At 44.2% G+C, this 25603-nt stretch carries 25 protein-coding genes, 1 pseudogene and 1 riboswitch; of the genes and pseudogenes, 4 read left to right on the top strand and 22 right to left on the bottom strand.

The window, feature by feature from the left end; all coding sequences use genetic code 11:
• Positions 1-151: 151 nt before the first annotated feature.
• Both FHS45_RS03140 and FHS45_RS03135 read left to right on the top strand, forming a co-directional pair.
• Entirely contained in the window at positions 152-472 is a 321-nt protein-coding gene (locus tag FHS45_RS03140; RefSeq protein ID WP_082412029.1) for an ArsR/SmtB family transcription factor, read from the top strand.
• Positions 473-520: 48 nt separating this feature from the next.
• A complete protein-coding gene (locus tag FHS45_RS03135) occupies positions 521-919 on the top strand; it encodes an ArsI/CadI family heavy metal resistance metalloenzyme (RefSeq protein ID WP_062445265.1) in 399 nt (132 codons plus the stop codon).
• Positions 920-1213: 294 nt separating this feature from the next.
• On the opposite strand, the gene FHS45_RS03130 is transcribed toward FHS45_RS03135, so the two are convergent.
• The 4 genes from FHS45_RS03130 to FHS45_RS03115 all read right to left on the bottom strand — a co-directional run bounded on the left by FHS45_RS03130 (position 1214) and on the right by FHS45_RS03115 (position 3532).
• Entirely contained in the window at positions 1214-2371 is a 1158-nt protein-coding gene (locus tag FHS45_RS03130) for a LysM peptidoglycan-binding domain-containing protein (RefSeq protein WP_062445263.1), read from the bottom strand.
• Between the two features lie 244 nt (positions 2372-2615).
• Positions 2616-2813 (bottom strand): cold-shock protein, encoded by a 198-nt coding sequence (locus FHS45_RS03125; RefSeq protein WP_028782438.1) that lies wholly within the window; start codon positions 2811-2813, stop codon positions 2616-2618.
• Between the two features lie 179 nt (positions 2814-2992).
• On the bottom strand, positions 2993-3319 hold the full coding sequence (locus FHS45_RS03120) for a YnfA family protein (protein WP_062447843.1): 327 nt from the start codon (positions 3317-3319) through the stop codon (positions 2993-2995).
• Positions 3320-3340: 21 nt separating this feature from the next.
• Positions 3341-3532: a hypothetical protein gene (locus FHS45_RS03115; RefSeq protein WP_062445260.1), complete on the bottom strand. Its 192-nt coding sequence runs from the start codon at positions 3530-3532 to the stop codon at positions 3341-3343.
• A gap of 223 nt (positions 3533-3755) precedes the next feature.
• Here FHS45_RS03115 and FHS45_RS03110 point away from each other — a divergent pair, with 223 nt between their 5' ends.
• Complete coding sequence (locus tag FHS45_RS03110) at positions 3756-4004, top strand: GlsB/YeaQ/YmgE family stress response membrane protein (protein ID WP_062445258.1); 249 nt, start codon at positions 3756-3758, stop codon at positions 4002-4004.
• Between the two features lie 54 nt (positions 4005-4058).
• On the opposite strand, the gene FHS45_RS03105 is transcribed toward FHS45_RS03110, so the two are convergent.
• The 4 genes from FHS45_RS03105 to FHS45_RS03090 all read right to left on the bottom strand — a co-directional run bounded on the left by FHS45_RS03105 (position 4059) and on the right by FHS45_RS03090 (position 10883).
• Positions 4059-4895 (bottom strand): 5'-methylthioadenosine/S-adenosylhomocysteine nucleosidase, encoded by an 837-nt coding sequence (locus FHS45_RS03105; protein ID WP_062447839.1) that lies wholly within the window; start codon positions 4893-4895, stop codon positions 4059-4061.
• A 229-nt stretch (positions 4896-5124) separates the two neighbouring features.
• Positions 5125-5228, bottom strand: a riboswitch (purine riboswitch).
• A 68-nt stretch (positions 5229-5296) separates the two neighbouring features.
• Positions 5297-7873, bottom strand: coding sequence for a YfhO family protein (locus FHS45_RS03100; RefSeq protein WP_229717806.1), 2577 nt, complete (start codon positions 7871-7873; stop codon positions 5297-5299).
• 54 nt (positions 7874-7927) lie between these two features.
• On the bottom strand, positions 7928-8920 hold the full coding sequence (locus FHS45_RS03095) for a glycosyltransferase family 2 protein (protein ID WP_062445256.1): 993 nt from the start codon (positions 8918-8920) through the stop codon (positions 7928-7930).
• Between the two features lie 493 nt (positions 8921-9413).
• Positions 9414-10883, bottom strand: a complete 1470-nt coding sequence (locus FHS45_RS03090; RefSeq protein ID WP_062445253.1) for a PTS transporter subunit EIIC — start codon at positions 10881-10883, stop codon at positions 9414-9416.
• 129 nt (positions 10884-11012) lie between these two features.
• Between FHS45_RS03090 and FHS45_RS03085 the strand changes: the two genes are divergently transcribed.
• Positions 11013-12776, top strand: a complete 1764-nt coding sequence (locus tag FHS45_RS03085) for an amylo-alpha-1,6-glucosidase (RefSeq protein ID WP_062445252.1) — start codon at positions 11013-11015, stop codon at positions 12774-12776.
• A 45-nt stretch (positions 12777-12821) separates the two neighbouring features.
• Here the strand turns inward: FHS45_RS03085 and FHS45_RS03080 are convergent, their stop codons facing one another.
• From FHS45_RS03080 to FHS45_RS03020, 14 genes and pseudogenes are all read right to left on the bottom strand, one after another.
• Entirely contained in the window at positions 12822-13544 is a 723-nt protein-coding gene (locus tag FHS45_RS03080) for a UTRA domain-containing protein (RefSeq protein WP_062445248.1), read from the bottom strand.
• A gap of 535 nt (positions 13545-14079) precedes the next feature.
• Positions 14080-15042: a hypothetical protein gene (locus tag FHS45_RS03075; RefSeq protein ID WP_062445246.1), complete on the bottom strand. Its 963-nt coding sequence runs from the start codon at positions 15040-15042 to the stop codon at positions 14080-14082.
• 142 nt (positions 15043-15184) lie between these two features.
• The gene (locus FHS45_RS20140; RefSeq protein ID WP_229717816.1) at positions 15185-15766 is read right to left on the bottom strand and encodes a YrrS family protein; all 582 of its coding nucleotides are present in this window, start codon (positions 15764-15766) and stop codon (positions 15185-15187) included.
• 51 nt (positions 15767-15817) lie between these two features.
• Positions 15818-16729: pseudogene (locus tag FHS45_RS20135) on the bottom strand (LCP family glycopolymer transferase); the annotation flags it as partial.
• Positions 16730-16756: 27 nt separating this feature from the next.
• Positions 16757-18151, bottom strand: coding sequence for a glycosyltransferase family 2 protein (locus FHS45_RS03065; RefSeq protein ID WP_062445244.1), 1395 nt, complete (start codon positions 18149-18151; stop codon positions 16757-16759).
• Positions 18152-18721: 570 nt separating this feature from the next.
• Positions 18722-19279: a hypothetical protein gene (locus tag FHS45_RS03060; RefSeq protein ID WP_062445242.1), complete on the bottom strand. Its 558-nt coding sequence runs from the start codon at positions 19277-19279 to the stop codon at positions 18722-18724.
• Positions 19276-19902, bottom strand: a complete 627-nt coding sequence (locus tag FHS45_RS03055; protein ID WP_062445239.1) for an SCO family protein — start codon at positions 19900-19902, stop codon at positions 19276-19278. Before FHS45_RS03055 ends, FHS45_RS03060 begins: the two co-directional genes overlap by 4 nt.
• Before the next feature lie 72 nt (positions 19903-19974).
• Positions 19975-21651: a cbb3-type cytochrome c oxidase subunit I gene (locus tag FHS45_RS03050; RefSeq protein ID WP_062445237.1), complete on the bottom strand. Its 1677-nt coding sequence runs from the start codon at positions 21649-21651 to the stop codon at positions 19975-19977.
• A 13-nt stretch (positions 21652-21664) separates the two neighbouring features.
• The gene (locus FHS45_RS03045) at positions 21665-22132 is read right to left on the bottom strand and encodes a cytochrome c oxidase subunit II (RefSeq protein WP_062445235.1); all 468 of its coding nucleotides are present in this window, start codon (positions 22130-22132) and stop codon (positions 21665-21667) included.
• A 6-nt stretch (positions 22133-22138) separates the two neighbouring features.
• The gene (locus FHS45_RS03040; RefSeq protein ID WP_148350098.1) at positions 22139-22285 is read right to left on the bottom strand and encodes a cytochrome c oxidase subunit 2A; all 147 of its coding nucleotides are present in this window, start codon (positions 22283-22285) and stop codon (positions 22139-22141) included.
• A 334-nt stretch (positions 22286-22619) separates the two neighbouring features.
• Positions 22620-23168, bottom strand: a complete 549-nt coding sequence (locus FHS45_RS03035; protein ID WP_062445232.1) for a Rossmann-fold NAD(P)-binding domain-containing protein — start codon at positions 23166-23168, stop codon at positions 22620-22622.
• A gap of 111 nt (positions 23169-23279) precedes the next feature.
• Positions 23280-23447, bottom strand: a complete 168-nt coding sequence (locus FHS45_RS03030; RefSeq protein WP_082412027.1) for a YfhE family protein — start codon at positions 23445-23447, stop codon at positions 23280-23282.
• A 136-nt stretch (positions 23448-23583) separates the two neighbouring features.
• Positions 23584-23970: a hypothetical protein gene (locus FHS45_RS03025; RefSeq protein WP_062445230.1), complete on the bottom strand. Its 387-nt coding sequence runs from the start codon at positions 23968-23970 to the stop codon at positions 23584-23586.
• A gap of 120 nt (positions 23971-24090) precedes the next feature.
• The gene (locus FHS45_RS03020) at positions 24091-25500 is read right to left on the bottom strand and encodes a glycoside hydrolase family 18 protein (protein WP_062445228.1); all 1410 of its coding nucleotides are present in this window, start codon (positions 25498-25500) and stop codon (positions 24091-24093) included.
• Positions 25501-25603 lie beyond the last annotated feature (103 nt).

Here is a 25603-nt window from a genome sequence, read left to right as displayed (position 1 = left end):
TCGTAAAATAAAACGAAAGGAATCCGCCATAGTAGTTTTTTCCCGTTTATAGCCTTTCATCAAAAAAATTTGATGTAATAGTTGTCATTTTGCTGTCCTTTGCATATACTTTTATTAAATCAAATAAAGTTGATGTAAAGGAGGAGCTGATGTGTTTAAACAAATCCCGCTCACAGATGTATCATTAGAAAAGACCTTTCAAAAATACGAAAAGAAGTTCAAAGCAGTCGCTGATCACAAACGACTGCATATCCTTCATGAAATAACCGACCGAGGCGAAGTATGTGTCTGCGATCTGTCTGAAAAATTGAACCTGCCCCAGTCTAAATTATCCTACCATCTGAAAATCCTGCTGGATGCCGAGCTGATCACCAAAGAAACCAGAGGAACCTGGAGCTACTACACCTTGAATCATTCAGAAATGAATCACCTGCTGTCTGAAGAATTGTGCTGCTTATTCCGTCGAGAGTAATTTTTTTCAGCTATTCATCAAAAAAAATTGATATATGGAGGTTTTCAAATGAACGTACATGTCGGCTTGAATGTAGTCAATTTAGCAAAATCAATTGAGTTTTATACAAAAGTTTTCGGAGAGGAACCGGTGAAAGTCAAAAATGATTATGCCAAATTCATGCCAGAAAATCTGCAATTGAACTTTACCTTGAATGTAAAACCCGAAGTATCCGGCAATCAGGTTGGCCACTTCGGCATCCAGGTAGAGAAGCAGGAAGACATCGATTTTCATAAAGACAGACTGAAGAAATCCGGGTTTTTCACAAGAGACGAAACGAATACTACCTGCTGCTATGCCCTGCAGGATAAATTTTGGATAACGGATCCGGACGGCAATGAATGGGAATTTTTCTATACCAAACAAGATTTAGAAAACAATAAAAAAGAGCAGTCTTGCTGCCAATAGGAGGTTAAACAATGTATAACCTATATTCTGTGAGTCAACGAGTAGAAGAGAAAAAACGCAAGTTAGACCATATCAACCGACATGCATGGAATTCTGCGGCCCTTCATAAAAAAAGATGGAAGTTCCCATTTATAAGCTTTTCGAAAAAGCAATCGGCGCCAGTATGCTGTGCTACTTGCTGCTAAGCGAATAAAAAACGGAAGTTCCCAAGCGGAGGCTTCCGTTTTTTCACCTTAACAGCTCCAAGATTTCCTGCAATTAAAGAGCCCGTAAAACGGACTGTCGTCCAAAAGTTTATCTAGGAATCACTAATTGCTGCCCCGGAAATATGAGACTGGTATTCGTAATATTGTTGGCTGATGCGATTTTTGCAACAGTCGTACCATGATTTCTGGCGATACTGTACAGTGTATCCCCACTTTTCACGGTATAAGAAACGGTGCTGACTGGTATAATCAGCTTTTGGCCGACTTGGATAAGGTTGGCATTGGCTAACTGGTTTGCAGCCACGATATCGCTGACAGAGACATTGTATTTTTTCGCTATGCTATACAGCGTGTCCCCTGCCTTTACCGTATAGACATCCCCTCCACCAATCGTTTTGGCTGGGATTTTTATGAATTGACCGATACGGATCAAATTAGGATTACTCAGGTTGTTTGCAGCAGCAAGCTCGTCCACTGTGACACCATAACTCCTGGCGATACGATAGAGCGTGTCTCCTGCACGGACCACATGGATCGTTTTACCTGCTATCCCCGGCAAGTTCAAAATCTGCGAGACAGTGGCAAATTGATATCCCTTCGCTTTCAGGTTTTGAATGATATCCGGCAATGCTTCCGGTGTTCCTGTCGCTCCTGCTCCGGTGTGCATCAGCACAATGGAACCTGGGAGGATGTTATCGACTACCCTGCGGTAAACTTCCGTCTTGGATAGACCTTTCCAATCCAGCGTGTCGATGTTCCAGTGAATCGTATGCGTATAACCGGCGTCACCTACGGCCGCCAGCACTGTACCATTCACGGAACCGAACGGTGCGCGAAACAGCGGTTTTGTCGTTTTACCTGTTGTACTTTTAACAATGGCCTCGGTGCGGTCTAACTCGGTTTTGATCTGGGTGGCGGTCAGCTTTGTAAAATCAGGATGGGAATACGAATGGTTGGCGACTTCATGGCCACCTGCGGCGATTCTTTTAATGGCAGCCGGGTGGTTAGTGGTTCCTGAACCAGTCAGGAAGAAGGTCGATGGAATGCGCTCATCGGAAAGCACCTGCAAAATCCGGTCGATGTTCGTTCCATCTGAACCGTCATCAAACGTCAAAGCAACTAATTTAACCGAAGTATTAGCTTTGGTCACAAACGTTGAAGCAGCGGCTTCCCCTTGAGCAATAAAAGACAGAAACATAGCAAGAAACAGGACTGCAGCCACAATGGATGTCAGCAGCTTGCTCATCTTTTCCACCTCATATTCAATTTTTTACGTGCATTCCACCTACCAGCCTGACAGCAAGAACCCCCCCTTCCTTATTCAGAATAGTTTGTATCTTATTTCTATTATACTACGTTTTTGTCGAATAAGCTCTATCCTTGTTCTTAGAAAAAGTGACATGCTGTAAACCTCTTCTGACGACAGCCAACTTTTCACACAAAAAAAGAGAGACTTCCGGGTTGGAAGTCTCTCTTCAAGCTAATAACGCTTATTTTTGAACGTTAGCTGCTTGTGGTCCACGGTTGCCTTCGACGATTTCGAAAGAAACTGTTTCGTTTTCTTCTAGTGTTTTGAAACCTTCACCTTGAATAGCAGAGAAATGAACGAATACATCGTCTTGACCTTCTACTTCAATAAATCCGAAACCTTTTTCTGCGTTGAACCATTTTACGTTACCTTGTAACATGTTGTTACCTCCTGCGTGGATGTAAATCCACAATGTATTACTATTATTGCTCTAGAAATTCAAGGGAAAGTCGTAAAACTTTTTCTTGCATTCTTTAAACGAACAAGAATAATTAATCCCTACTATACGCTGATTATTACTCCCCGTCAAGCATAAGTTAAAAATAATGGAAGCGTACTTCAATTACGCGGCCCGAACAACATTACGGAAACACCGATCAAACAAATTCCGGCCCCGAGCCAGTCGTATATATCGGGTGTTTTTTTATCGATTCCCCACCCCCATAACACGGACAGGATAATGAATACACCACCATAGGCGGCATACACTCTACCGAACGAAGGGAAAGTCTGAAAAGTAGCGATAACACCATATAACACAAGTGAAAGCCCTCCGCCGACTCCTAAATAAAATGACTTACCCTCTCTTAACCATAACCATATCAAATAACCACCACCGATCTCAGCAAGACCGGCAAACATAAATAAAATAAATGCATGTAACAGAAAAATCACTTCCAGACTATGTTAACTTTGACGTTTATCTATATCAAGCTTTTTCAGCTTGTAGATAGACCCGAGCACTCCAATAAAACCGCCCACTGCAAGGATCACCGGAATAAAGGCTATCGTGTTTTCCGCAAATATCCGGGATATCCCCCAGAAAAAAATCAGCAAGTTACCGATCAATCCGATTCTCACTCTCAAGTTCTTATGCACTTCACTTCCCCCTCTGGGATTTCTTTCAAAAAACCTACTGAATACTTATTTATCAATTTATCATATCTTCTTCCTTCTTTGTAATGCATGGTTATAGGTTGGTGTTTGTCTGTTATCATTTACCAATCATTAAAAATATAAAGGGATGTTTTAAAAGTGGCCAGGCCGGTAATATTTCAAATACGACACGATATAAAAGTTTTCATTGAGGAGGTAAAAGATTATGGGATTTATTCTATATTTAATTGTTGGTGGACTGATCGGCTGGTTAGCAGGTGTCATTCTCGGCCGTGACGTACCATTCGGAATTGTTGGTAATATTATTGCAGGTATCATCGGTGCCTGGATTGGTGGAGCACTATTAGGGTCATGGGGGCCTAGCCTCGCTGGAATGGCGATCATACCAGCCTTAATTGGTGCGCTGATTTTCGTATTTATCATCAGTGTTATCATGAAAGGCCGCAGACGATAATTTACTTTTAAAAATAATGCCTGGCTATCCAACTGAGATAGCCAGGCATTTTTATTACTTCTGATCAGAAATGTACTGTTTCACTACTTCATACACATATTCCTGATTCGCTTCTGCTGTATTCGGATCATATTCCCCGTCATTTGTTTTATTATTAGAAAGGATGCGGATCCCGAGATAAGGCACGTCGTAGCCTTTAGCTATTTGGGCGGCCGCTGCGCCCTCCATTTCTTCTACGGAGGTGCCGTAATTTTCGTGGAACCAGTTGATCCGGTCGACTTCGTTGTTCCAGACATCCGCAGAACCAATTGTCCCTTCGACGACTTTACCTTCTTCATGCACATCTTTCACTGCTTTGGCGGCTGCCAGAAGATCTTCGTCTGCTTCATAATAGCGGATATTTTCCGCATCCGGATCTTCTCCGGCGCTTCCTTCTGAAGCCATCAGATCCATCGGAATCCATTCTTTTGGCGCGATGCCTTCGCCTTCGTCGCGATCGCCTGTTTTCATGGACCCGATGTTGGTCGTCCGTTCGCCTAACACGATATCATAGACATTCAAATTCGGATCATGTCCACCCGATGTACCCTGGTTGATGATCGCAGCCGGGTTGTACTTTTCAATTGCTACTGCTGTAGCTGCTGCTGTGTTTTCCATTCCCTTCCCTGTTTTTGCCACAATGACAGGGTAGTCATTGACGGTTCCGATATAGAATTCAAAAGTACCGGACTTTTCTACCTCTACATCTTCGAGCCGTTCGGCGAAGTTTTCTGCTTCAATCGGCATCGGTCCCTCAATTAGAATAGGACGCTGCTGTTTGTTTTCTTTTGACGCTTCTGTTGATGATGAAGCACTGCATGCCCCAAGGACTGTCAATACCATTACGGCCATGACTGCTAGTAAAATAACGACTTTTCTCTGTGCTGTTTTCAAGCTGGTTCCTCCTTGTGGTGTCGTATGCATGCTTAGAAAAACTTGGCTTATCACCAAGTCCTTATGGCCAAAGTCTTTTCTTATACTTTAAGTTTTATCAAAGTATAAAAAGGCCTGGAAGGTGTAGCACCTTCTAGGTCTACGAAGGAAAAATATGTAATTTCCGACAAATATTCTGGAAGCCGAACATTCATAAATTTCACCTCGTAGTCCAGTTCTTTCAATGGGAACCTGGTAGAAACACTCCGACCATATTACCGAGCATATACGAGTTATTGTTTTATAACGTTACTGTCCCACTATAACAAATCACAAAAATGGTTTCAACGATAAATACGAACATAATCAACTTATTAACATTAATCGTTCGTATTTCTCCTAACTAATAAGAGAGCAAACAGGATACTTATAAAAGTAACTGCCATGGAAGCTTTGAAAAAAGGAGGAGTATACGATAATTGAATTTTATTGGGTCCTGATTCAATCGGAAATCCGATGAATGCATAATTGACCTTTTCCACCTTCTTTACGTCCCCATTCACCTTGACCTGCCATCCTCGCTCGTACGGAATCGGCAGCATCATCAATCGGTCCCCATCGATATTGTCATAATGAAGTGACAGGTTATTACCTTCCCACTTCACCTGTGCTCTATCTTCTGCATCGCGTTTTGCTTTTTCTAAAACGGTGTAGTCTTCTTCATATAATGCAAGATCCTTCAATAAATACTCTCCCTCAGGAACACGTATCGAAATCTTTTCCGTTTTTGGAATGCGGATGACGAGGTCATCGATGTAAGTTTTGTAAATGGACTGGTTGTGCTTACGAGTCGTCCGGTAACCATTGACCTTCAACGCAAACCCTTGCCGCTCGGCGAGACTTTCAAGATGAAAACTGACGTAATAATCCCCGTCCTCCCCATCGAAGTCCTCGACAATCAGATCAATGCCACCTTCTTTCTCCTTCACCTTCAAATACCCATGTTCATATTCTGCTCCAGCCGTTTCCATACTCGTGTCGTCCATAATATTAGGCACGTCTGTTGGATTTTCTGAAAAGCTTCCGTCCTCCACAATCACACCTTCCAGCATCGCGTGCTCTTTTTCCAGGACATTGGCTTCTGCCAGCGCATCTGTAGAAAATATATTGTCTGTCGTACGTACAAATGGCAGCAGGTTGGTATTTTCATACATTACATAATTTTCGGTAGTGGCCACCTTTTCGAAACCATAAGGAACTTTTGCTGTGTCATCTTGTTTACGCATCATGTATTTGCCCTGCAACAGGCTGTACAGGTTTGCCCGGGAGCCGAGCGTCGAGTAACGGCTGACACTCTCCCGCCCCATATCCACCTGCAAATCATACAAATAAAAAAACAACAGTTCCTTGTCCAGTATGCTGGAATACACACTCAATCCGTTGAAATCCTGAACAATCGGCGTATTGTTCAAATATCCGACCCGCCAGTCAATCCGGTAAAACGGGTCGCTATCCTGCTCCTTGATTTCCGCAAGCAATTCCCGCTGTTCTTTCCCGTTATACTTTTCACTATGTAAAAAGTCCTGCGATACACTTCGCACACCGGTCATTTCCGAGATGACGTACTGGATGGCATTAGAAAAAACGAGCAGAAAAATAAGGCTTGCCCCGTATAACACGTAAAAGCAGCTGCGTTTACCTATCCATACCACACATGCGGCCATCAACACGATGACTAACATGAAAATAAGTACCGTGAGACCAGGCAGCGAGAAGAAAGAAAGATCTTGATCGATCACCAGCACGCTCAAGTACAGGCTGATGACGAGCAGAATTGCAATCATTATGCTTGTTTTACTGACATTTCCCAGGTACTGCAGCCCGACAGCCACAACCCCTCCGGCCGTAAATGACAATAAATATTCCCACCGGTACTGCGGAGCGGAAAAGCCATTGAAGGCACTGGCCGCCAGTGGACTGAAATGAAGGAGCACGAACAAAATGCTTAACCAGGTAAATAATCGGAATTTTGCCTGCTTATACAAGGGAATAAGCAATAAGCACAAAATAAAAATAGACGGCAAAATAATAACCCGGCTTGTAAATAGAACGTTGTCCGTCACATCGATTACCTCGATGGGAAACCGGTAATCGGGACGGTAATTATTAAGAAAGCTGTAGACGGCCGGTACAAATGAAACCGCACTGATCCCAGCACCAATCAATCCCGCCGTAATAAAAAGGCTGACCTTTCTGACCAAGGAAACTTCCCGATCTTCCAGCCGTTGGAACAACCGGAACAGAAAGTACACACCAATGAAAATCAGGTTGATATACGCAAAATAGAAGTTATCAAACATGGTTATGGCAACAGCAAAAATAAACCATCCCGATCGGCCTTCGCGGATGATTTTTTCGACCCCAAGGACGAGCAATGGCAGCCAAAGCATCGCATCAGCAAAAAACTCCCAGTACGTCGCATGTCGGAAATAGATTACCGATAACCCATAGACGGCAGATCCCAGGAATCCGGGCAGCCACGGAATTTTCATATAACGGAAGACAAGCGTGGTAAGGACAAGAATAGCAGTCAAACGCAAGATGCTGATGAACACGGCAGCCTTGGCCCAATAAACGATATCTACCGCGCTGATTATTCCTAGCCATTCCAGCAAAAAAGTCACCCCAGCGCTGAGCAGGAAAACAATCGATGTCGAAAAGTAAAAAGACAACTGGCTGTATGTATCCCCGCCAAGACCAAACCCGTAGTTATAGAAGAAATTCCCGCTGGTATATTGATGATATAAAAGTTTTTTGAATGTCACCATTTGCTGCAGGCCGTCATTGTGCCCGACCATGTAACGGCCTTCTGTCCATTCCTGCAGAAAAAAAACATGAGCTAAAACAGCAAGTACAAGGCTCGCCGCCACTAACAGCATGAATTTTTTATTCCTCATGACATCCCCGCCTGCAATTTATATATTTATTGTTCACCAGTGCATCTGACCGTATTACTGATCCCCACTGCGATGAATTTGATAAACTCCCGTTTGGTCCGCTTCACTGCTCGGTCCACGACGGATATTGGCTTCCTCGACCAGATAATGAGGCCGCTGCTTCGTTTCATAATAAATTCTGCCGATATATTCTCCGATGACACCAAGGCTGACAAGCTGAATGCCACCAAGCAGCAGCACCGCAGAAATCGTTGTGAAATAACCCCGCTCAACGATGCCGTTATTCATTATCATGATTAAATGGACAATAATGTATAAAGCAGAAATCATCAGCACAAAAATGCCGCTATAAAAGCAGAGCCGGAGCGGCCGGTTGTTAAATGATATCGCTCCATCAATGCCATAATTCATCAATTTAGACAGCTTCCACTTCGACTGGCCATTCTCCCGGCAGACGTTATCATAATGAATGACCTTCTGACTTAAACCGATCCAGGAAAACAACCCCTTCGAGAAGCGGCTACCCTCATTCAACTTCAACAGCCCGTTCACCGCTTTTCTGCTCAGCAGCCGGAAATCCCCAACCCCATCCTCAAGCTGGACATCAACACACTTATTGATGACACAATAATAAAGGGAAGAAAGACAGGAGCGCAGCCAGCCCTCTCCCTTCCGATTCCGTTTCCCGATCACCTGGTGATAACCTTCCTCATACCCGTCGAGGAACGGTCGAATCAACGAACAAGGATGCTGCAAGTCTGCATCCATTACAATTACAGCTTCTCCGTTCGCATGCTGAAACCCGGCAAGAAGTGCCACTTCTTTTCCAAAATTACGCGTAAACGAAATGAACTTCACATTTGTGTTCGCCCCCGCCAGCTTCTTGATCCGTGAGAGCGTATCATCGCTACTGCCGTCATTCACATACAGGATTTCGTAATCGTAACGAAGCGTTTCAAACTCTTTGTCTACTGCTTTATAAATAAGGTCGATATTATCAGATTCATTATACGAAGGAATAATAATCGATATCAGTCCAGCTGTCATCATTGCACCTACTTTAACGTCTATCTGCTACAAATAGCTTCAGCAGAAATCCGCTTTCTTATACAGAGATGCCACTCAGTAGAAAAGTGCAGGCTCTCATGGTGACACCTTATGCGTTAAGTCAGAACATGGTTGAGTTAGGGAAGAAGTTTGCCGCGTTAGGGCAGAAGTTAACCGCGCTAAGTCAGAAGTTTGTGGGTCTAGGGCAGAACCTGTCCGAGTTAGGGCAGAACTTCCCGGTGCCAGCTATAAAAATTTAAAGCAGAAGTTTGGAAAAATGATATCACGGGTTAAAATCTTATTACATAGCTATTACTACTATGGTCGAATAGAGTTTCATCTGTTAGGGTGAATATAAATAAAGTCAGGTTCCCATCAGTTTTGACCTCCCCCCCTTTATATTCTGATGAAAACCTGGACTTTATTGAACAAGAACACAAGCAGCAAAACATACGATCAAGAAAAGCCACTCCAATTTGGAGTGGCTTTTCTATTAGGAGGTTGCTACTTTTTTTGTCTCCACTGTTTGACCAGCTTTTTTATCAACAGACTTTCTTGTCTGGAACAGGTTACCTTTATGGAACCCGAGTGTCAAACCAACCGTCAAAACAAACGTGATTCCCATGCCAAGGAAGTAGAAGCCCCAGTGCTCTGGATAAACAGAAAGGAAGGACAGTACGCCGCCAACTCCAACTGAAGTTGCTTTTACCCCTTGAGCAGCGATATAGGCACTACCCACAGCACTCGCCAGCATAACCGCGATGAACGGGTAGCGGAAGCGTAGGTTAATACCATAAATCGCAGGTTCCGTTACGCCGAGCCAGGCAGAAATTGTCGCAGCAAAAGATACCCCTCTTAATTTTTTGTTGCGTTTCAATAGGAAGAACATCGTCAATGCGGCAGCACCCTGCGCCAATGTTACCGTTTCACTTACCGGCCATAGCGTGACATATCCTAATGTTCCTGCCATTTGCAAGTTTACCCCAAGGAAAATGTGATGCATTCCTGTAATAACAAGTGGAGCTGAAATGAAACCGTACACCCCGCCAGCAAATGCCGGAGATACTTCAAATAGATATAAAATTCCATCCGTAATCCAGTTAGAACCTGTCATCGTAACCGGTCCTATCAAACCAAACGTCAACAGTCCGGCAAATATCAAAGCAAACGGTGCCACAAATAACATTTGTAAATTGCCCGGAATGAACCTCTTTAAATGTTTTTCTGACCAGGTCAGCAGCCATACCGCAAAGATTACGGGGAGCACTTGTCCCTGATATCCGATCTTAGCAATTTCCCAGCCAAACAAATTCCAGTAGCCTACACCCTCCGGATCTGCCGCATAATCATAGGCAGACATCAAGTCAGGATGGACAAGCAACAAACCAAGAACGATACCTAATAACGGACTTCCACCAAACTTTTTCGCTGCGGACCAGGCAATCAACACAGGTAAAAATGTGAACGCTGTGTTTGCGATTACATTTATGAATTCAGCAAACCCAGTCCAGCCGGTATACACATCTAATAACGATTTATCTGCAAAAAAGATCCCCGGATTGGCAAGCAGGTTGTTCAATCCTAACAGTAAACCAGCAGCAACGATCGCCGGCAGGATCGGAATGAAGATATCCGCTAACACCCGGATCCCTTTTTGCAGAGGATTCCCTTTCTCTGCCGTAATCTGCTTCATTTCATCCTTACTGACTTCCTCGGCATCTGTCTGCTTCACAAATTCCTGATACACTTTTTCCACTATTCCAGGACCGATAATGACCTGGTACTGGCCATTCGCTGAAAAAGTTCCTTTGACCAGTTCATTTTCTTCTAATGCTTCTCTGTTAACGAGACTTTCATCTTTTAGTACGAGGCGCAGCCGTGTCACACAATGGGAAGCATTCGTAACGTTTTTAGGACCGCCGACATGCTCAATTATTTTGGCAACGTTTTCTTTAAAACCCATGATATTTCCTCCCTTTTATCTAAATCGCTTTCAAAAACCGCTTTCAAAATTTGCTACTTGTTTAAACAAGTTCATTATAGTACAGTGAGATTAGTTGTCAAGAAAATTTTGAAATAAGGAGTGTTCGAATTGGATTTAACAGTAACTCCAATGAGCCATTTCGGTTCTTATATGGCCCTTACCTACCAGGAGAATAGTGAGCCCGAAAAAGAAGGCATTTATGTGAATGCCGTCAGGGGAAAATCCAAGCAGCATCAAAATGCGCTTAAAATAATTCCGACGAAAAACGGGGAACCCGTAAACTATAGTTACGAGGCAGATGAATTCCAAATCACCATTCATGTCGATGGAGGAATATTGGACATTTGTTTTGAAGATGAGTTGCGGATTTTTGTCAGGGGAACTGGGGAAAACCTCGGACTCATATTGGATACCCAGCCAATTTACAACTTTGAATACAATTACCTACTTGGAAAAAGCGGAGACGAATACTGCATCGTCAATAGCTATAAGAACTTAACGAAGTATTTGATTTTCGCACCACAAGGTTCACTTTCCATGAAACAGAACGTATTTATGGATACCACCGGGAGCACGAATAAAGCGGACAACCTGTCGAGCATCCATATTGACGCTGAAGAGGAGTCCGGTGAATTTCTCTGTGTCATTGAAGATATTCCAACCCATGGATCGATCCCAGCTGACAGGGAGTACAGCTTTGATCAAGCGCTGGCAAAAAGCAAAGCTCACTTCGAAGATTTTCTAGCGAAACAGCCAGTGGTCCCGGAAGGCTATCAGCAAACCCTACGCGAAGCAGCTTATCTCAACTGGACGTGCATCAAAAATGAAGAAGGCTTGCTGAAAAGAAAAGCGATGTTTATGTCCAACAGCAACTTCCCTGGAGTATGGAGCTGGGATAACGCCTTTAATGGCCTAGCGCTTGCCGGAGTGGATGACCAGCTGGCATGGGATCAAATCCAGTGCCTATTTGACCACCAGGACGAAAAAGGACAAATTCCCGGATCCATCAGTGATTCCACGATCCGCTGGAACTTTTCCAAGCCTCCTGTACAAGGATTGTTTGTTTTGAAAATGATGGATAGAATGGCCCTTACCGAAGAACAGCTGGAACAAATGTATCAACAGATCGAAGCGCATGTGAACTTCTATTTCCGCTTTAAGGATTCCAATCAGGACGGCATACCGGAATACCATCATGGGAACGACTCCGGCCAGGACAACAGTACCGTTTTCCGCAATGCTGATATCATTGATTCACCGGACCTGCTGGCCTTTTTGATTAAATCCATGGACATGCTCGCTGTCGCAGCTAAAAAATTGCAACGCCCTAAAGATGAACAATATTGGAAAGAAGCAGCACAGAAATATACCGACCTATTCTGCGACTATTTCATCGTCGATGATTTGCCAGTCGCCCGCTATACGCGAACCGGTGAAAAAATTGACAGCGAAGGATACCTGCCGCTCGTTTCCCTTATTCTGGCAGATAAATTGCCGGAGTCAGTAAAAAAGAAAATGATTGAAACGCTTAGCAGTGGCAGATATTTGACCGAATGGGGAATTGCTTCCGAGGCAATCGACAGTCCATTATATGAGGAAGACGCTTACTGGAGAGGTCCCATCTGGGCACCGACTACCCTGCTGTTCATTGATGCTTTTGAAGCATGCGGGGAGTATGATTTGGCTGATGAAGTAGCTGAAAAATTCCTGAAGCTTTGTAAACATGGTGGGTTCGCCGAGAACTTCCACGCTGAAACTGGTGAAGGATTAAGAGATCTTGCTCATACGTGGACATCCAGCGTGTTCATTCACCTCGCCGCTCGTCAACAGGAAAAAAATAATAATAACCGTAAGCAGGCAGTAACGGTTTAAAAATATCAAAAAAGTGTACGAGACTCGCTCTCGTACACTTTTTTATCATCCTTTTCGCTGCGTCTGGTCAAAAAAGACAAAATTACCGGGCATGTGCCGGGACTGGGTATATTCGAACATGACACCGTCACCATTGAAAACATGACTGGTGACGACAACGACACAATTGTAACCATCCATTTTCAAATATTTTTCATCCGTTTCGGTCACTTTCTCCACTGTCATCTTGCGCTTGGCCGTGACCGCTCTTTGATTCCACTCTCTTTCCAGGTATTCATAGATAGAATCCTCAGCGATGTCTACTGTCAGATCTTTCACGACATCTTTTCTAAAATAGTTATAATCCATGATCACCGGATCCCCATCCAGGTATCGGACCCGCTGGAGATGATAGACTTCTACTCCGACCGGCATCATCGTCTCCTCATGGATGCGTTCGTCCACCGTCACTTCCTCGAAAACGATCACTTCCGTCCGGTGACCTTTTTTATTACGGATCGCGAACTGTTTGAACGTCTCGGTTTCCCCGAACATATACTCCGCCTGTTTGAAGTCCTGGTAAATCACACGGGCTCCATGCCCATGTCTCGTCTGGACATATCCTTCTGAAGCCAGTTCACCGATTGCCCGTCGGATCGTATTCCGTGAGCAGTCATATTCTTTTACCATGGTATTCTCCGATGGGAGCAACTGTTGATATTGATAAAATTCATTTTCTATCTTCTGTTTCAAGTCTTCATAAATTTTCTTATACTTAGCCCGTGGCATAATAGCCTCCTATGTATCTCACTTCTCTATGTATCTGTACTATAACCAGAAAAAAACGACAACGCAACCTATTGACCAAACGGCTAATAGTTGCGTTAAGTCAGAAGATGGTGGGATTAGGGAAGAACCTGTCCGAGTTAGGTCAGAACTTGCCGGTGCTACATACAATTTAAAGCAGAATTATGGAAAAAATATATAACGGGTTAAAATCACATTACATGGCCATTACTTCACTGGATAAGAGCAATTTCATCTGTTAGGGTGAATATAAATAAGTCAGGATCCATCAGTTTTGACCTCCCCCTTTTCATCTGATAGGAATCCTGTCTTTTTAAAGAGCAAACACTGCATACAAGAAGCCACCCCAATCGAGGGTGGCTTTTGTTGTGATAAGAAAGGATAAAATTTTAGTTGGCTAGCTTCAGCGCCCAGACACTCGCGACATAAGCAACCCGTCTTGCGGAAGGAAAGAACACCTTCCTCCAGCCGTTTTGCTTATGCGTGTCGTGTCTTTCAGGGCGCTTGCGCTTTTCTTTTACGTATGTTCCACTGCAAGCTCCTGACCGAAGTGCCCGGCTTCTCTTCTTGTCATATCGGCGTGCTCGAGCACGGCTTTCAGCTTTTTCATATCCTTTTCGGTATAAAATGGATAGCCATCCTTCAGCTGACCCACCAGAAATTTGGCGAGCTTTTCTTTCTGATCAAATACATATGGCTTATAAGCTTTTGAATAATTGATGACCTGGTTGCTATGGGTAAAATAAACGATCGGAAGAACCCGTCTTTCCAGGTCATTACTTTGCAGCTGGTTATGGATCGTCTCCATACCATCTAATACCTGTGTGGCAGGATCTTCAATAGACCTCACCTTCAGGCTATGCTGCTCTGCTTGCGCATTATCAGCGACAAGGGTCTTTTCTTCCTTCTTATCATCGGTAGAAAAAAAGTCATCAAGCAAAAACGAAACTTCCTTCGCCTTGTCCTGATTCATGCCGTATAGCACCTTTCCTTCCAGATTGTTGGTACCAAGGAGATAAATTCCTGACTTCATCAAAACAATGAGATCATTTTTCACGAATTTCCTATCCTTATCCTCTCCAGACAACGGCAGGTACACGTTAGGCAGGAGAATCATGTCAGAAGGCTGGATACTTCCTTCATTAACCAGCTTATCCTTCAGATCGCTCACGATCGTATAGATTTCCATCTCACTGGCTGTTCGAGAGAGCTTTTCCATATCTTTGACGTAAGCGTTGACCGCTGCGATCTTTTGCTCGTAATCTTCCTTTACTTTTTTCCTGTCCTCTTCTTTCTTTAGTTCGTAATCCTTTTCCACCTGATCGAGTGTAGTCACCGCTTCGCGTTCCACTTCTGCTACCATTTTCTTATAGCTTTTAGCGGAAAAATAATGATAGATGATTAAGCCTAATACAACAAACGCTAACACACCAGCTGCTGTTACCCACACATACATATTTAAAAAATCAGATGCATTCATATAGTTTCTTCCTCCAACTCTTTTTAATAGACTTCGAAAACCCAGCCGCTGTTCGGGCAGTTTCTTTCAAATTGGTTGGAATTACATGTTTATTGGCGGGCCCACCTTTACGGCCCGCCTTTTTATTTTTAAAACTGTCGTCTCATCCATTTTTCTGATCATTTTTATAAAGAACTTCTGTTTTCACCGGCTTATAGCCGGCACCGTCGATCCACGTTACGTGAACACGGTAATTCTCTGTCTGGGCTTGATTGGTGACCGTGGCAATGGCTTTATCCGTGCCTTCTCCCGCTGCCCACCAGACAATCATATCGTCTTCCGACAAACCGGCACCTGCAGCAATAGCTGTCGTCATTTCTTTCCAATCGAGCGAACCTTTTTCAAAAGTGATATGGGTATGGCTTTCCTGATCGGTTGGAACAACAGCCCAGTCATCGGTAATGACTTGTTTAACATTCGGATCACCATTGCCGCCTCGTCCCTCGGAAGGTTCCGGTTCTGTTTGTTCTTGCGGAGCATCCTCACTTCCGTTTGTGGCTGACTTCTTGTCACCTTCATCCTCTTTCGGAGGAGCTGGTTCTTCTGTCGATGTTTCCGGCGCCCTTTCTTCTGGCGGATTTTCTTCTTCCGAACGAGGCTCTGCTTCGGTTACTGGGTCATTACCAGATTCAGGCTTGGGTTCTTTGCTCGTAAAGAGATTCCCTTCCTTGTCCTCTTTCTTCATATTCTCTTCTATCGGCCGTTTTTCTGCATCAGATGCCTGGTCCGCCAACCCTAAATGGGAGTTCAATTTATAGGAAATTTCCTCTACCTGTTTTTCATCCGGCATATAGTAGTAAATCCCATCGATCTTTTTATCCGTGCCTTCAATTTTGTGCTGTTCAATATTGGCACGGGCATCTTTGTAATTGGACTGGATTTTCCACATCTCATTAAAGCTCAGGTTGGTCTTCACGTGATTTTCCACCACTTCAAAAATGTCCCCGAAATTCGTCACAGAAGAAATGCTTGCCCCTTTTTGGATCACCTGTTCAATCACTTGGCGCTGACGTTTCTGACGTCCGAAATCACCTCTTGGATCGAGTTCTCTCATCCGGGCATACAGCAAAGCTTCTTTTCCATTTAGCGTAATCTCACCTTTAGGGAAATACGCATCTCCTTTGAGATGCTCCGCATCCCTCGTATCAAACTCAAGGTCGTTCTGAACAGTGATGCCATCTAGAGCATCAACAATCCCTTCAAAACTTTGCATATTCACTTTCACAAAATAATCGACCGGAACGTCGAGAAATTCCTCAATCGACTTGATGGTCATTTCCGTACCGCCGACTTGATAGGTGCTGTTCATCTTATTTTCCTCAGCCCCTCGCACCTTTACATACGTGTCGCGGGGAATACTGACCATCTGGACAGACTCCTCTTCCGGATTAATTGTCAGCAGGACCATCGTATCGGCCCGTCCACCTTTTTCTCCTTTTTGCGTATCCAGTCCCATGATCAGCACGGATATCGGATCCCCATCCTTCAAATCGATGTTCTTCAGTCGCTGTTCAAACTCCGGATTCCGGTCGATATCTTCATAGATGCTTGCCGAGGTCGACGTGAACACATTGAATGCATAACTGCCCGCACCGAGTATCAGTACAGTCACTGCAGTCATGATAAATAATAGAAATTTTTTACCCATGATGCTTTCCTCCACTGAATCGGATCATCAAGCTGCCGTTTCCGATTTTTTCTGATTATATTTTCTTCCTGTCCGGGATACTTTGTTCCATTTCTTGTTGAAAAAGTAAGAGATGCTTCCATACATGACGTAATACACTGCCACAAACCGGTAAACGATGATATCGAATAAAATCGTCCCCAAAATCCGGAATCCATCTCCTTTCTGAAAGCGGAAGCCGTAATGCTTATTCATACGGAGTGCTACCAGGTCGTACAGGACCCCGAATAAAAACAGGAAGAACAAATAGAAAAACATATACGCGAGAATTGAATTCTCAGAGCTCGTAATCAAATTGTATGTGACGAGCCCGGTCATAAAATAAGCAGCAATGGTACCAATCAAGAAGGTTTCAAAGATATAGAAAAAGGAAACAGGCTTCGTAAATAGTGTTTTTAAGAAAAACGCCCAAAAATGAATGACACAGTCAACATAGGCTTTTTGCCAACGGAGTCGCTGCTTAGTCAAATCCTTCCATGTTTCCGGAAGTTCGGTATAACCGATCGCATCAGCAATAAACGTGATTTTCAACTGCTTTTTTTTCGCTATGAATCGCTGGATGCGCAAGGTGATGTCGATATCTTCTCCAATGGAATTCCGGTAGCCGCCAACCTTAAATAGAATGTCTTTCCGAAAGACACCAAACGCCCCAGAAATGACCGCTAATGCCTTGAATCGGACGAGTGATAATTTTGAAATATAAAAAGCTTTCATAAAATCAAGCACCTGGACACGCACAAGCATGTTGGCATTTTTAAGAGATAACCGCTTTAAAGGATTATCCGTTTTCGTCTGCAGAACATGGACCATACCGCCTGCAGCTACGACTCCTTTATCTTTGAATGCTTTATTGACAGCCGCTAATGCATTCTCCGTCAAAATAGTATCGGCGTCCAAAGTTACAACCAAATCTTTTTGAGAATATTCGATTCCGGCATTGAGTGCATCTGCTTTCCCGCCATTCACCTTATCGATGACATAGATATTCGGATAAAGCTGCGATTGGTAGACCTTTTTGACATTTTCATGCTTTAGCGAACCCTGGGGAGACAATTCACTGGTCTTCAAGTCCAGCATTTCCCGCAAGTAATTCATCGTGCCATCCGATGAACCATCATTGACATAAATCACCTCAAATTGGGAATATGCCAGTGTTTTCATACTTTCTATGGAAGTTTCTATGATTGATTCTTCATTGAAACAAGGAACCAGTACGCTGATACCCTCTTCTTGTTCATAGCCGTGCTCAATCTTCCATCGTTTCAGACCTTTATTCGCTCCGGTTCTTTCGTCTTCATCACGAAAGAACGGCAGGCAATGGTAAATATGCAACACAGGAAATGTAACACTGATCAGGAAAAATATCGTGATGAATAAATCCAACTACGTCACTCCTTTACATGAGATAAAGTTAAAGCTCTTATTATTTTTTATTAGAAAAAACCAGATTGCCGCCAAGTCCGTATAGGCAAGCCTTAATGTTTCTTCTACTTTAATCCTTTCACAAAGATAAACTTGCTTAAATTGCAAATAAAAACGTCCCCCGTAAAGGAGGACGTGCATTTCCATCTCTAAAAGATTAACATAAGTGACACCTTAAAATACACAGGCTTATTATCTAATTATCTAATCCTACTTTATAAGTAAAGTTCGATACTTCCATACAATTATTACGGTAATTCACCAAAAAATGTCTAAAGATCATTACAACATTACTATCCGAATTTGCTGATAGAAGGGTCTTTTTCCTTGAAAAAATCAAAATTTGTCAATAGTAAAAAAATCATTACATTTATGTTACTTTGGTGGTTTAAAGCGGCTATGTCTGTTAGTATAAAAAATGAATAAAGGCAGCTACCTAACCAGTTTGACCTCCCCCTTTTTCCTGGTATGATAGCTGCCTTTGGTATGTTTATTTATCATTGCCTGCTCATTAACCCGCTGTATTGCAGACTATACCGTTTTTGCGAAATCGGTGATATAGCTGTACGCCAGGTAAATGATCATGCAGACAGCGGTCAACAAAAACCCCCACCCTAGTGTGATCTGGTCGATCATCAGATAATTATTGCACAGCTGGTTCGGCGACCAGATGTACAGCCAGCCCATTAAAATGAATAACAATGTAAATAAAATAATCAGGCCGTTTTTAAGGCTGGGACTTATTTTCCTCCAGCTGTCCCGAAGCGGCACACCTGCAAGGAACGGCAGGGAAATGAACTTGAACAGCTCGATATACCAGAAGTTGAGCGCTTCGTCCATCGACCGGGGCAGTGTCCAATAGAAAATGACGATCACAAACAACAGGATGCCAGGAATGCCATTCGGGTTCCACTCTTCAAAAAAGCGCGGGAACTTTTTTTGCAATACAGGTGCGAGCAAAAAGCCGATGATGACAAACAGCGTCATCTGCATATGCATATGGATGATCATAACGGACTCCATCAGACTGGCAACAGGAGGGAGCATGAGAAAAGCGTAAAGCAATAGCACATAATAGATTCCCTTCATTTTCCCCCGCCCCCTTCCATCCTATCCATCACGGTTACTGCCGCTTCTCTCGTCTCCTGATAATCCATCACTTCCACCAGCCGGCCTTCCGGATCAACGAGATAAAAAGCCGAATTGTGGGCAAAGTTGCCATATTCGTCGGGTATAACAGTAACACCGAAACGGTCAAGCAGTTCATCCAGTTCCTGCTGATCTGGAATCCTTGCCATCCGCCACGTCTCCCCGTCACTCTCGAGCCATTCCCGGTACGTGTCCAGTACTTCAGGTGTATCACGCTCCGGATCGAAGCTGATGCTTAAAAACTGGATATCATCTTCCAGCCCGTCATCCGGCAGCATCTCATAAACTTCCTTCATATTCTTTTCCAGCTCAGGACAGACCGTACCGCACATCGTATAAAAAAATGTAATGAATACATACTTTCCTTCAAACTCAGAAAAAGGATAAACCCGTTCGGCGTGATCCTCTAACGTTACCTCGGGGAATAAGGGCTGATCTTCTTTCAACTGGTTAACCCGAGCCGCTTCCGATGTGTAAGCAGTAAAGCCATCGGTTCCGAAATAGAACAGGACGAAGCCGAAGACAGCGACCAGTAAATAAGATAGTAGTTTTTTGTTGACCATTAGGATCACATCCTAGTTATCGATTAAAAGAAAGAGAGCTGCTGCCAGGAGCGGGCTCTCTTCTTTTGTCATTTACCAGGTTTTGAATGGCGGCGAACCTGGAGGCGCGTTAACAATGAAGTCGACCAACGGAATGACATATGCCATGCTTACTAAACCAATCATCAGGACGATCCAGAGGCCCCATCGCTCGGTCCACATTGGAGTTGGCGTTGCGTCTTCTTCTACATCTGCAACCGGAAACTCAGTTTCCCCTTTTGGCGCCAGGAACATCATGTGGAAGACAGCGTACACTTGGAGCAGCACACCGATCATCAGCAACGTTCCGCCAATCGCAAGGAAGAACAGGTACGGATCCCAGCTTAGTGCCGTTGCATTATCAAAGTAAGTCGAGTATGAGGTACGGCGTGGGGAACCCAACAAGCCGACCCAGTGCATGGCACCAGACATGAGCACCATACCGATTGTCCAGACTATTGTCTGAATAACACCCAGTTTATTTATTTCTTTGGTCAACACCCTTCCGGAAACATATGGAACGAGCCAGTAGCTGACACCGAAGAACGTCATCACCACTGTCATGCCAAGCGTCAAGTGGAAGTGACCGACCACCCACATCGTATTATGGGCAACTTGGTTCAACTGGTTCGTGCTTTGTACGATCCCGCCGGCACCGGCTGGAATAAAAGCAGCCATCGCAATGAACGGAGCAAGGAACCGGACGTCTCCCCAAGGCAGTTTTTTATACCAGCCGACAAGACCTCTGCCGCCTTTTTTACGTGCTGTTTTTTCAAACACAGCGAACATCGCATAAGCGGTCATCAAGGATGGGAACCCGATAGCAAGACTCATGAAAACGTGCATGTATTTGACAGATTCTGAGATACCCGGGTCAATGATTTGATGGTGGAATCCACCGGTGATGTTCATGATGACGAGCGCAATGACAACGATCCTTGTCAACAAATCGCTCCAGCGTCTTCCGTCAATGATTTTAGGAACGAAGACATACCAGGCAGAAATGGCGGTCATATACCAGATATTAACGAGCGTATGCCCGAATGCCCAGAATAGTGTACGGGAAACCATGACATTGATGGTCTCGATCCAGCCGAATGCCCAAGGGATGATATAGAGAACTTCAATAGCAACCGGCAGACTTCCGAAGAACAAGAGAACGAATACACCCATGGCGAAAAAGGAGATCGGAATGTGCTGTCCCTTATGATTTTTTCTCCAGTTCGCCACATTGATAAATGCCCCGAAAGCAAGCATCCAGACACCCAATACGATGAAGACGAGGCCGATGTAGAACATCGGAGCAGCGGCCATCGGTGGATAGAACGTATACATGACAGAGGCGTCGCCCTGTAAAATCGGGATGACGGCGAGCACGAAGCCGAAGATTTTCATCCAGAACCCGATCCAGGCCATTTTCCGTACTTTCGGAAGCAGTCCTCCCAGGGAATGGGACAGCCCCGCGTAAAAGTAACCGATCGTGAAGAATGCCGATAACACAACCACTAACAATAATCCATGGGCTGTCAGTACTTTATAGTAGTTCAGCCATACCGGCAATTCGAGGATGCCGGCCCTGTTCATGCCTTGCAGAAGTCCGAGAAGACCGCCAACTAAAATTGCGGCGAAGGCAACAATTAAATATGATTTCGTGATTCTGGCATCTTCCGGACTGATTCCAAGTGCTTTATTCGCTTTATCTTTCCAATACTCTTTTTTTATCGCTTCCATGTTACTCCCCCCTTTATTTTACTGTAATGGTCGTACCCATCAGCTGATGGCCTGATCCGCAATATTCGTTACAGAGGACAAGATACTCACCAGGCTCATCGAATGTTTGTGTGATTTTTGAAATGTATCCGGGCATTACCATTGCGTTGATATTCGTATCAGCAACCTGGAACCCATGTGTGACATCCTTTGAAGTCATGGTGAAATGGACCGTGGATCCTGCAGGTACTTCAATTTTGTTTGGTGTAAAGCTGAAGATCTGTAATGTCATAATCACTTCATATTCATTTTCACCAATCTGTTTCACCCCAGGGTTATCGAAAGGAGCTGTTTCATCGACATTTTGCGGATCGATCCTTTCCCCGTAACTTGGTGGCCCCATATCTTTCGCGAACGCCTGATAGCCTGTGATTAACATGAAACCGATAATCATTCCAAAACTCAACGTCAGCCAAATTTTTTCCGCTTTATGCATGTTCATCCCCTCCTATATTCTCGCCATATATAAGCCGTAAACCAGCAGATACGTTAGAAAAATAACTCCCCCCACTACAGCTACCGAAAAAACAGTCCCCTTGATTGACGAATGTTCTTCCGCCACTTCTTCGGACTTCTTTACGTTTGACTCCGCCATTTATAATCCCCCTTATTATTTGTTAACTCTATGATAATTGAGAACTGTTATTAGCTAAGTGAACTAAATCACACGTAGCCAATATTTTGGTGTTGTTTTTATACGTTAGCTATGATGAATACAGTGATGGTAAGCTTTATGAACAATTTATGAACAAAAAAAACGCGTGGATTTTGTACAAATCCACGCGCCCTTTATCTATTACTCTATGTTCTGACTTAACGGCACAATCTTCTGCCCTAACGCAACAATGTTCTACCCTAACTGAGACACCTTCTTACTTAACGCAACTGACTTCTTACCTAACATATATTTTTAACACTCTCCTTCCAAATTAAGGCTTGCGTTCCCACCGTTCCAGCACACCGACAATATGTTCCATTTTTTCTTTCTTTATAGCTTCAATCACACCGCTTGCAATCTCCTCATGCGTGAGCCACCTTGATCGATTCCCTTCCATCACAAATCCCAGTTGAACGATATGTAACGTGCCATGTTCTGGTACATCGATCTTTTGCCGAAACTCCTCACGGCTGTGGGAGCTTCCTAGAATTAGGTATACGTCGAACCGAACAGATGCTTTAGCTATTTCACGCAGGATAACCTCCCTCGCCTTCTCGGCATCCGAATGAATCCAGGCCACCACCAGACGAGGTGTACCATACCGCTCAAAATTTCTGCTCAATCTATGTATCAATTCTTCTGTATTTTTATAATCTACCAAAACCGGAATCAATTGATCCGTATGAGGTGACCGCTTTAATACCTTATCCATTTTCCGTTTATTCCGTGCCACTACAGACACATGATAACCTTGATCTGCGAGCCACAGTGTCGTTTCCGCTAACATTCCCGTACCGCCCACCACCAGCGCATGTTTCATAAAAACTCCCCTTTATTTAGAATAACTTTACTTGTCGCCATGTTTCACACAATTTTGAGCTTTCTTAACGTAAAAAAGCAGCTTGCGCTCAAGCTGCTTTTTTCAAGGTGTTTATCGTTTTAATTCAGGGTTTTCACGTTTTGCTTCCTGTACTCGAGGCTTTCGATAGCCTCCAGCTTTATCCGCTTGCTTGAATTCTTTCGCATAATGTACTTCCTGGGCATCACTCGGATCAATCCCATTTCCGCCTACAGGTTGATATTGTGCTTTTCGTGCCATGTTGTACTCATCCTTTCTGTTGGAATTGGGTTATATGAAACGTTTCCCGCAAAGAATAGACGATAAACATAGCTGACAATTTCGATTACTACTTGTTTTACACATACTCTATCTTATTAAAGTAGACGAAACTCTCTTATAATCCTCCTCTGAAATGAATGACAAGTGCGATATCTGCGAATAGCAAAATGACCGCCAATGCCAGGGAACCGATCACCACAAACCGTTTTTCCCGTGCCCATTTCCCAGCTATAGCCATTAATACAAACATGATCGTACTGATTTGAATGTTCTGCAGCCGAGACTGTTTTTGAAAAATGGCCAGCTCCTCATCCGGATTCCCCTCGAACGGTTCCTGTTTTTTCATCCCGCCATACCAATAATATTCCGTGATTTGTGTAGTTTCGGTATCTTTGTTGTAATCCAATTTTTTATATCCTAATACCGGTAACTCCAATGAAAAAGTGACCAGCAACCCTGCGATCAATAAGAGCACGGCATAGGACACCCGCTTTCTGTTCACCCCTATACCCCTTTCCACGATATACTATTTTCAGACAATTTTCTCCATTTTAACATTTATGGGAGGTGTTTGCTGGCTAATCATGGAAAAAGCGTGCCGGATAAGCACGCCTATATTTTACTATTTTTCTATCGTAAAATTATTACGCAGCACCGGCCAGTTTTGTGGGAACGGACTTCCGAGCACCCAATAACTTCCGCCACGAAGGCCATATTCCTTGATGGTCTCGTATTTCGCCTGCATGCTCCGGGCATCCTCGAACCACACCTCATGCTCCTGGCCGCTCGCGTCAACGTAACGGAAAAACGGCGATTGGTACTCCTCATCATACTGAATATTGACGCCATACCGTGCAGCAAGCTGAACGGCTTCTTTTGGACTGACCGTCCGGGCAAAAGTGCCTTGCTGCCACGGAATTTTCCAATCCCGTCCATAGAGCGGGATCCCCATCATTATTTTGGCCGGTGGTATCTCCGTTACAGCGTAATCGAGGACATCACGAACTTTGTTAATCGGCGCGATCGCCCACGGCTCACCTCCGGCCCAGCCCCATTCATACGTCATGATAACGACAAAATCGAGGATCTCCCCGTGTGCGGCATAGTCATGGGCTTCATACAAAAGCCCCGCCTGATCGGCCGATTCTTTCGGTGCCAATGCCGTCGAGACTGTATAGCCGGCCGGCCTGAGCCTTGCTACAGTACGCCTCAGAAAATCATTGTAATTTTCCCTGTCTTCCGGATAGACGTATTCAAAATCAATATTCAAACCTGTATACCCTTTTTCCTCCATTGTTTCAATGATGTTCGTAATCAATGTTTCCTTCAGCTCAGGACTTCGCAAAATAGTCGCCGCTATATCAGAATCGAACGACCGATCCCTGAAGTTGGTCAGCACCAGCAATGGTGCAACTCCTGTCGCTCGCGCCGCTTCCAATACAAGGATTTCCCGCATTTCGGTGATCGTGCCATCCTCCCTGATGGAATATGTGAATGGCGATAAGTAAGTAAAATTCCTCCCGAGCGCCAGTACCTCACTCCGCCCTTCCTCCCCGGTCTTCGTAATATAAGCATTGATTTCCGTAACGGGACGCTGCTCCCGGGGAATATACAAAACCTGGCCGACAGACAGCATCGCTGGATTACTGATCTGATTCACCTGGACGATCCGGTCCATGGAGGTCCCGAACCGTCGGGCAATCTGCCATAACGTGTCCCCCTGCCGAACACGATATGGAAAATACGGCAGTACCAGCATATCGCCGACAAAAATCAATGCTGGATTCGTGATTTGGTTGACTTGGGCCAGCTCCTGCAGCGGTACACCAAAACGTTGCGCGATCGCCCACAACGTATCCCCCGGCTGAACCACATACTCACGTCCCTGTTCGGGGATGACAAGCGCCTGCCCCACCACCAGTACATCAGGATTATCCAGCTGATTCGCTAAAATAATCTGGTTCATATCCGTTCCATAACGCCGGGCCACAGCCCATAACGTATCTCCTGAAGCAGCCACATGAATTCGCACGATCCCTCCCCCTTTCAGGTAGACTCTATATACCATGCTATTCACATAAACCTTGTCTTATTATGTATTTCCCTTCACGGCCCCTGCAGGGTACTTCAGATAA

Origin of the sequence: Thalassobacillus devorans (assembly GCF_011761345.1) — a bacterium.
GTDB lineage: Bacteria > Bacillota > Bacilli > Bacillales > Halobacillaceae > Thalassobacillus > Thalassobacillus devorans.
The sequence above is the reverse complement of the archived record's forward strand: the minus strand, read 5'-3'. Positions and strand labels throughout refer to the sequence as shown.

Coding starts and splice junctions, on each gene's coding strand:
- FHS45_RS03105 (WP_062447839.1), bottom strand. CDS start 4,895: ATGGCCGTAATGGTATTGACAGTCCTTGGGGCATGCAGTGCTTCATCA.
- FHS45_RS03125 (WP_028782438.1), bottom strand. CDS start 2,813: ATGTTACAAGGTAACGTAAAATGGTTCAACGCAGAAAAAGGTTTCGGA.
- FHS45_RS03045 (WP_062445235.1), bottom strand. CDS start 22,132: ATGAACATGCATAAAGCGGAAAAAATTTGGCTGACGTTGAGTTTTGGA.
- FHS45_RS03060 (WP_062445242.1), bottom strand. CDS start 19,279: ATGAAGGGAATCTATTATGTGCTATTGCTTTACGCTTTTCTCATGCTC.
- FHS45_RS03030 (WP_082412027.1), bottom strand. CDS start 23,447: ATGGCACGAAAAGCACAATATCAACCTGTAGGCGGAAATGGGATTGAT.
- FHS45_RS20140 (WP_229717816.1), bottom strand. CDS start 15,766: ATGAAGAAAGAGGACAAGGAAGGGAATCTCTTTACGAGCAAAGAACCC.
- FHS45_RS03055 (WP_062445239.1), bottom strand. CDS start 19,902: ATGGTCAACAAAAAACTACTATCTTATTTACTGGTCGCTGTCTTCGGC.
- FHS45_RS03050 (WP_062445237.1), bottom strand. CDS start 21,651: ATGGAAGCGATAAAAAAAGAGTATTGGAAAGATAAAGCGAATAAAGCA.
- FHS45_RS03110 (WP_062445258.1), top strand. CDS start 3,756: ATGGGATTTATTCTATATTTAATTGTTGGTGGACTGATCGGCTGGTTA.
- FHS45_RS03090 (WP_062445253.1), bottom strand. CDS start 10,883: ATGGGTTTTAAAGAAAACGTTGCCAAAATAATTGAGCATGTCGGCGGT.
- FHS45_RS03080 (WP_062445248.1), bottom strand. CDS start 13,544: ATGCCACGGGCTAAGTATAAGAAAATTTATGAAGACTTGAAACAGAAG.
- FHS45_RS03135 (WP_062445265.1), top strand. CDS start 521: ATGAACGTACATGTCGGCTTGAATGTAGTCAATTTAGCAAAATCAATT.
- FHS45_RS03035 (WP_062445232.1), bottom strand. CDS start 23,168: ATGAAACATGCGCTGGTGGTGGGCGGTACGGGAATGTTAGCGGAAACG.
- FHS45_RS03130 (WP_062445263.1), bottom strand. CDS start 2,371: ATGAGCAAGCTGCTGACATCCATTGTGGCTGCAGTCCTGTTTCTTGCT.
- FHS45_RS03075 (WP_062445246.1), bottom strand. CDS start 15,042: ATGAATGCATCTGATTTTTTAAATATGTATGTGTGGGTAACAGCAGCT.
- FHS45_RS03040 (WP_148350098.1), bottom strand. CDS start 22,285: ATGGCGGAGTCAAACGTAAAGAAGTCCGAAGAAGTGGCGGAAGAACAT.
- FHS45_RS03100 (WP_229717806.1), bottom strand. CDS start 7,873: ATGAGGAATAAAAAATTCATGCTGTTAGTGGCGGCGAGCCTTGTACTT.
- FHS45_RS03095 (WP_062445256.1), bottom strand. CDS start 8,920: ATGACAGCTGGACTGATATCGATTATTATTCCTTCGTATAATGAATCT.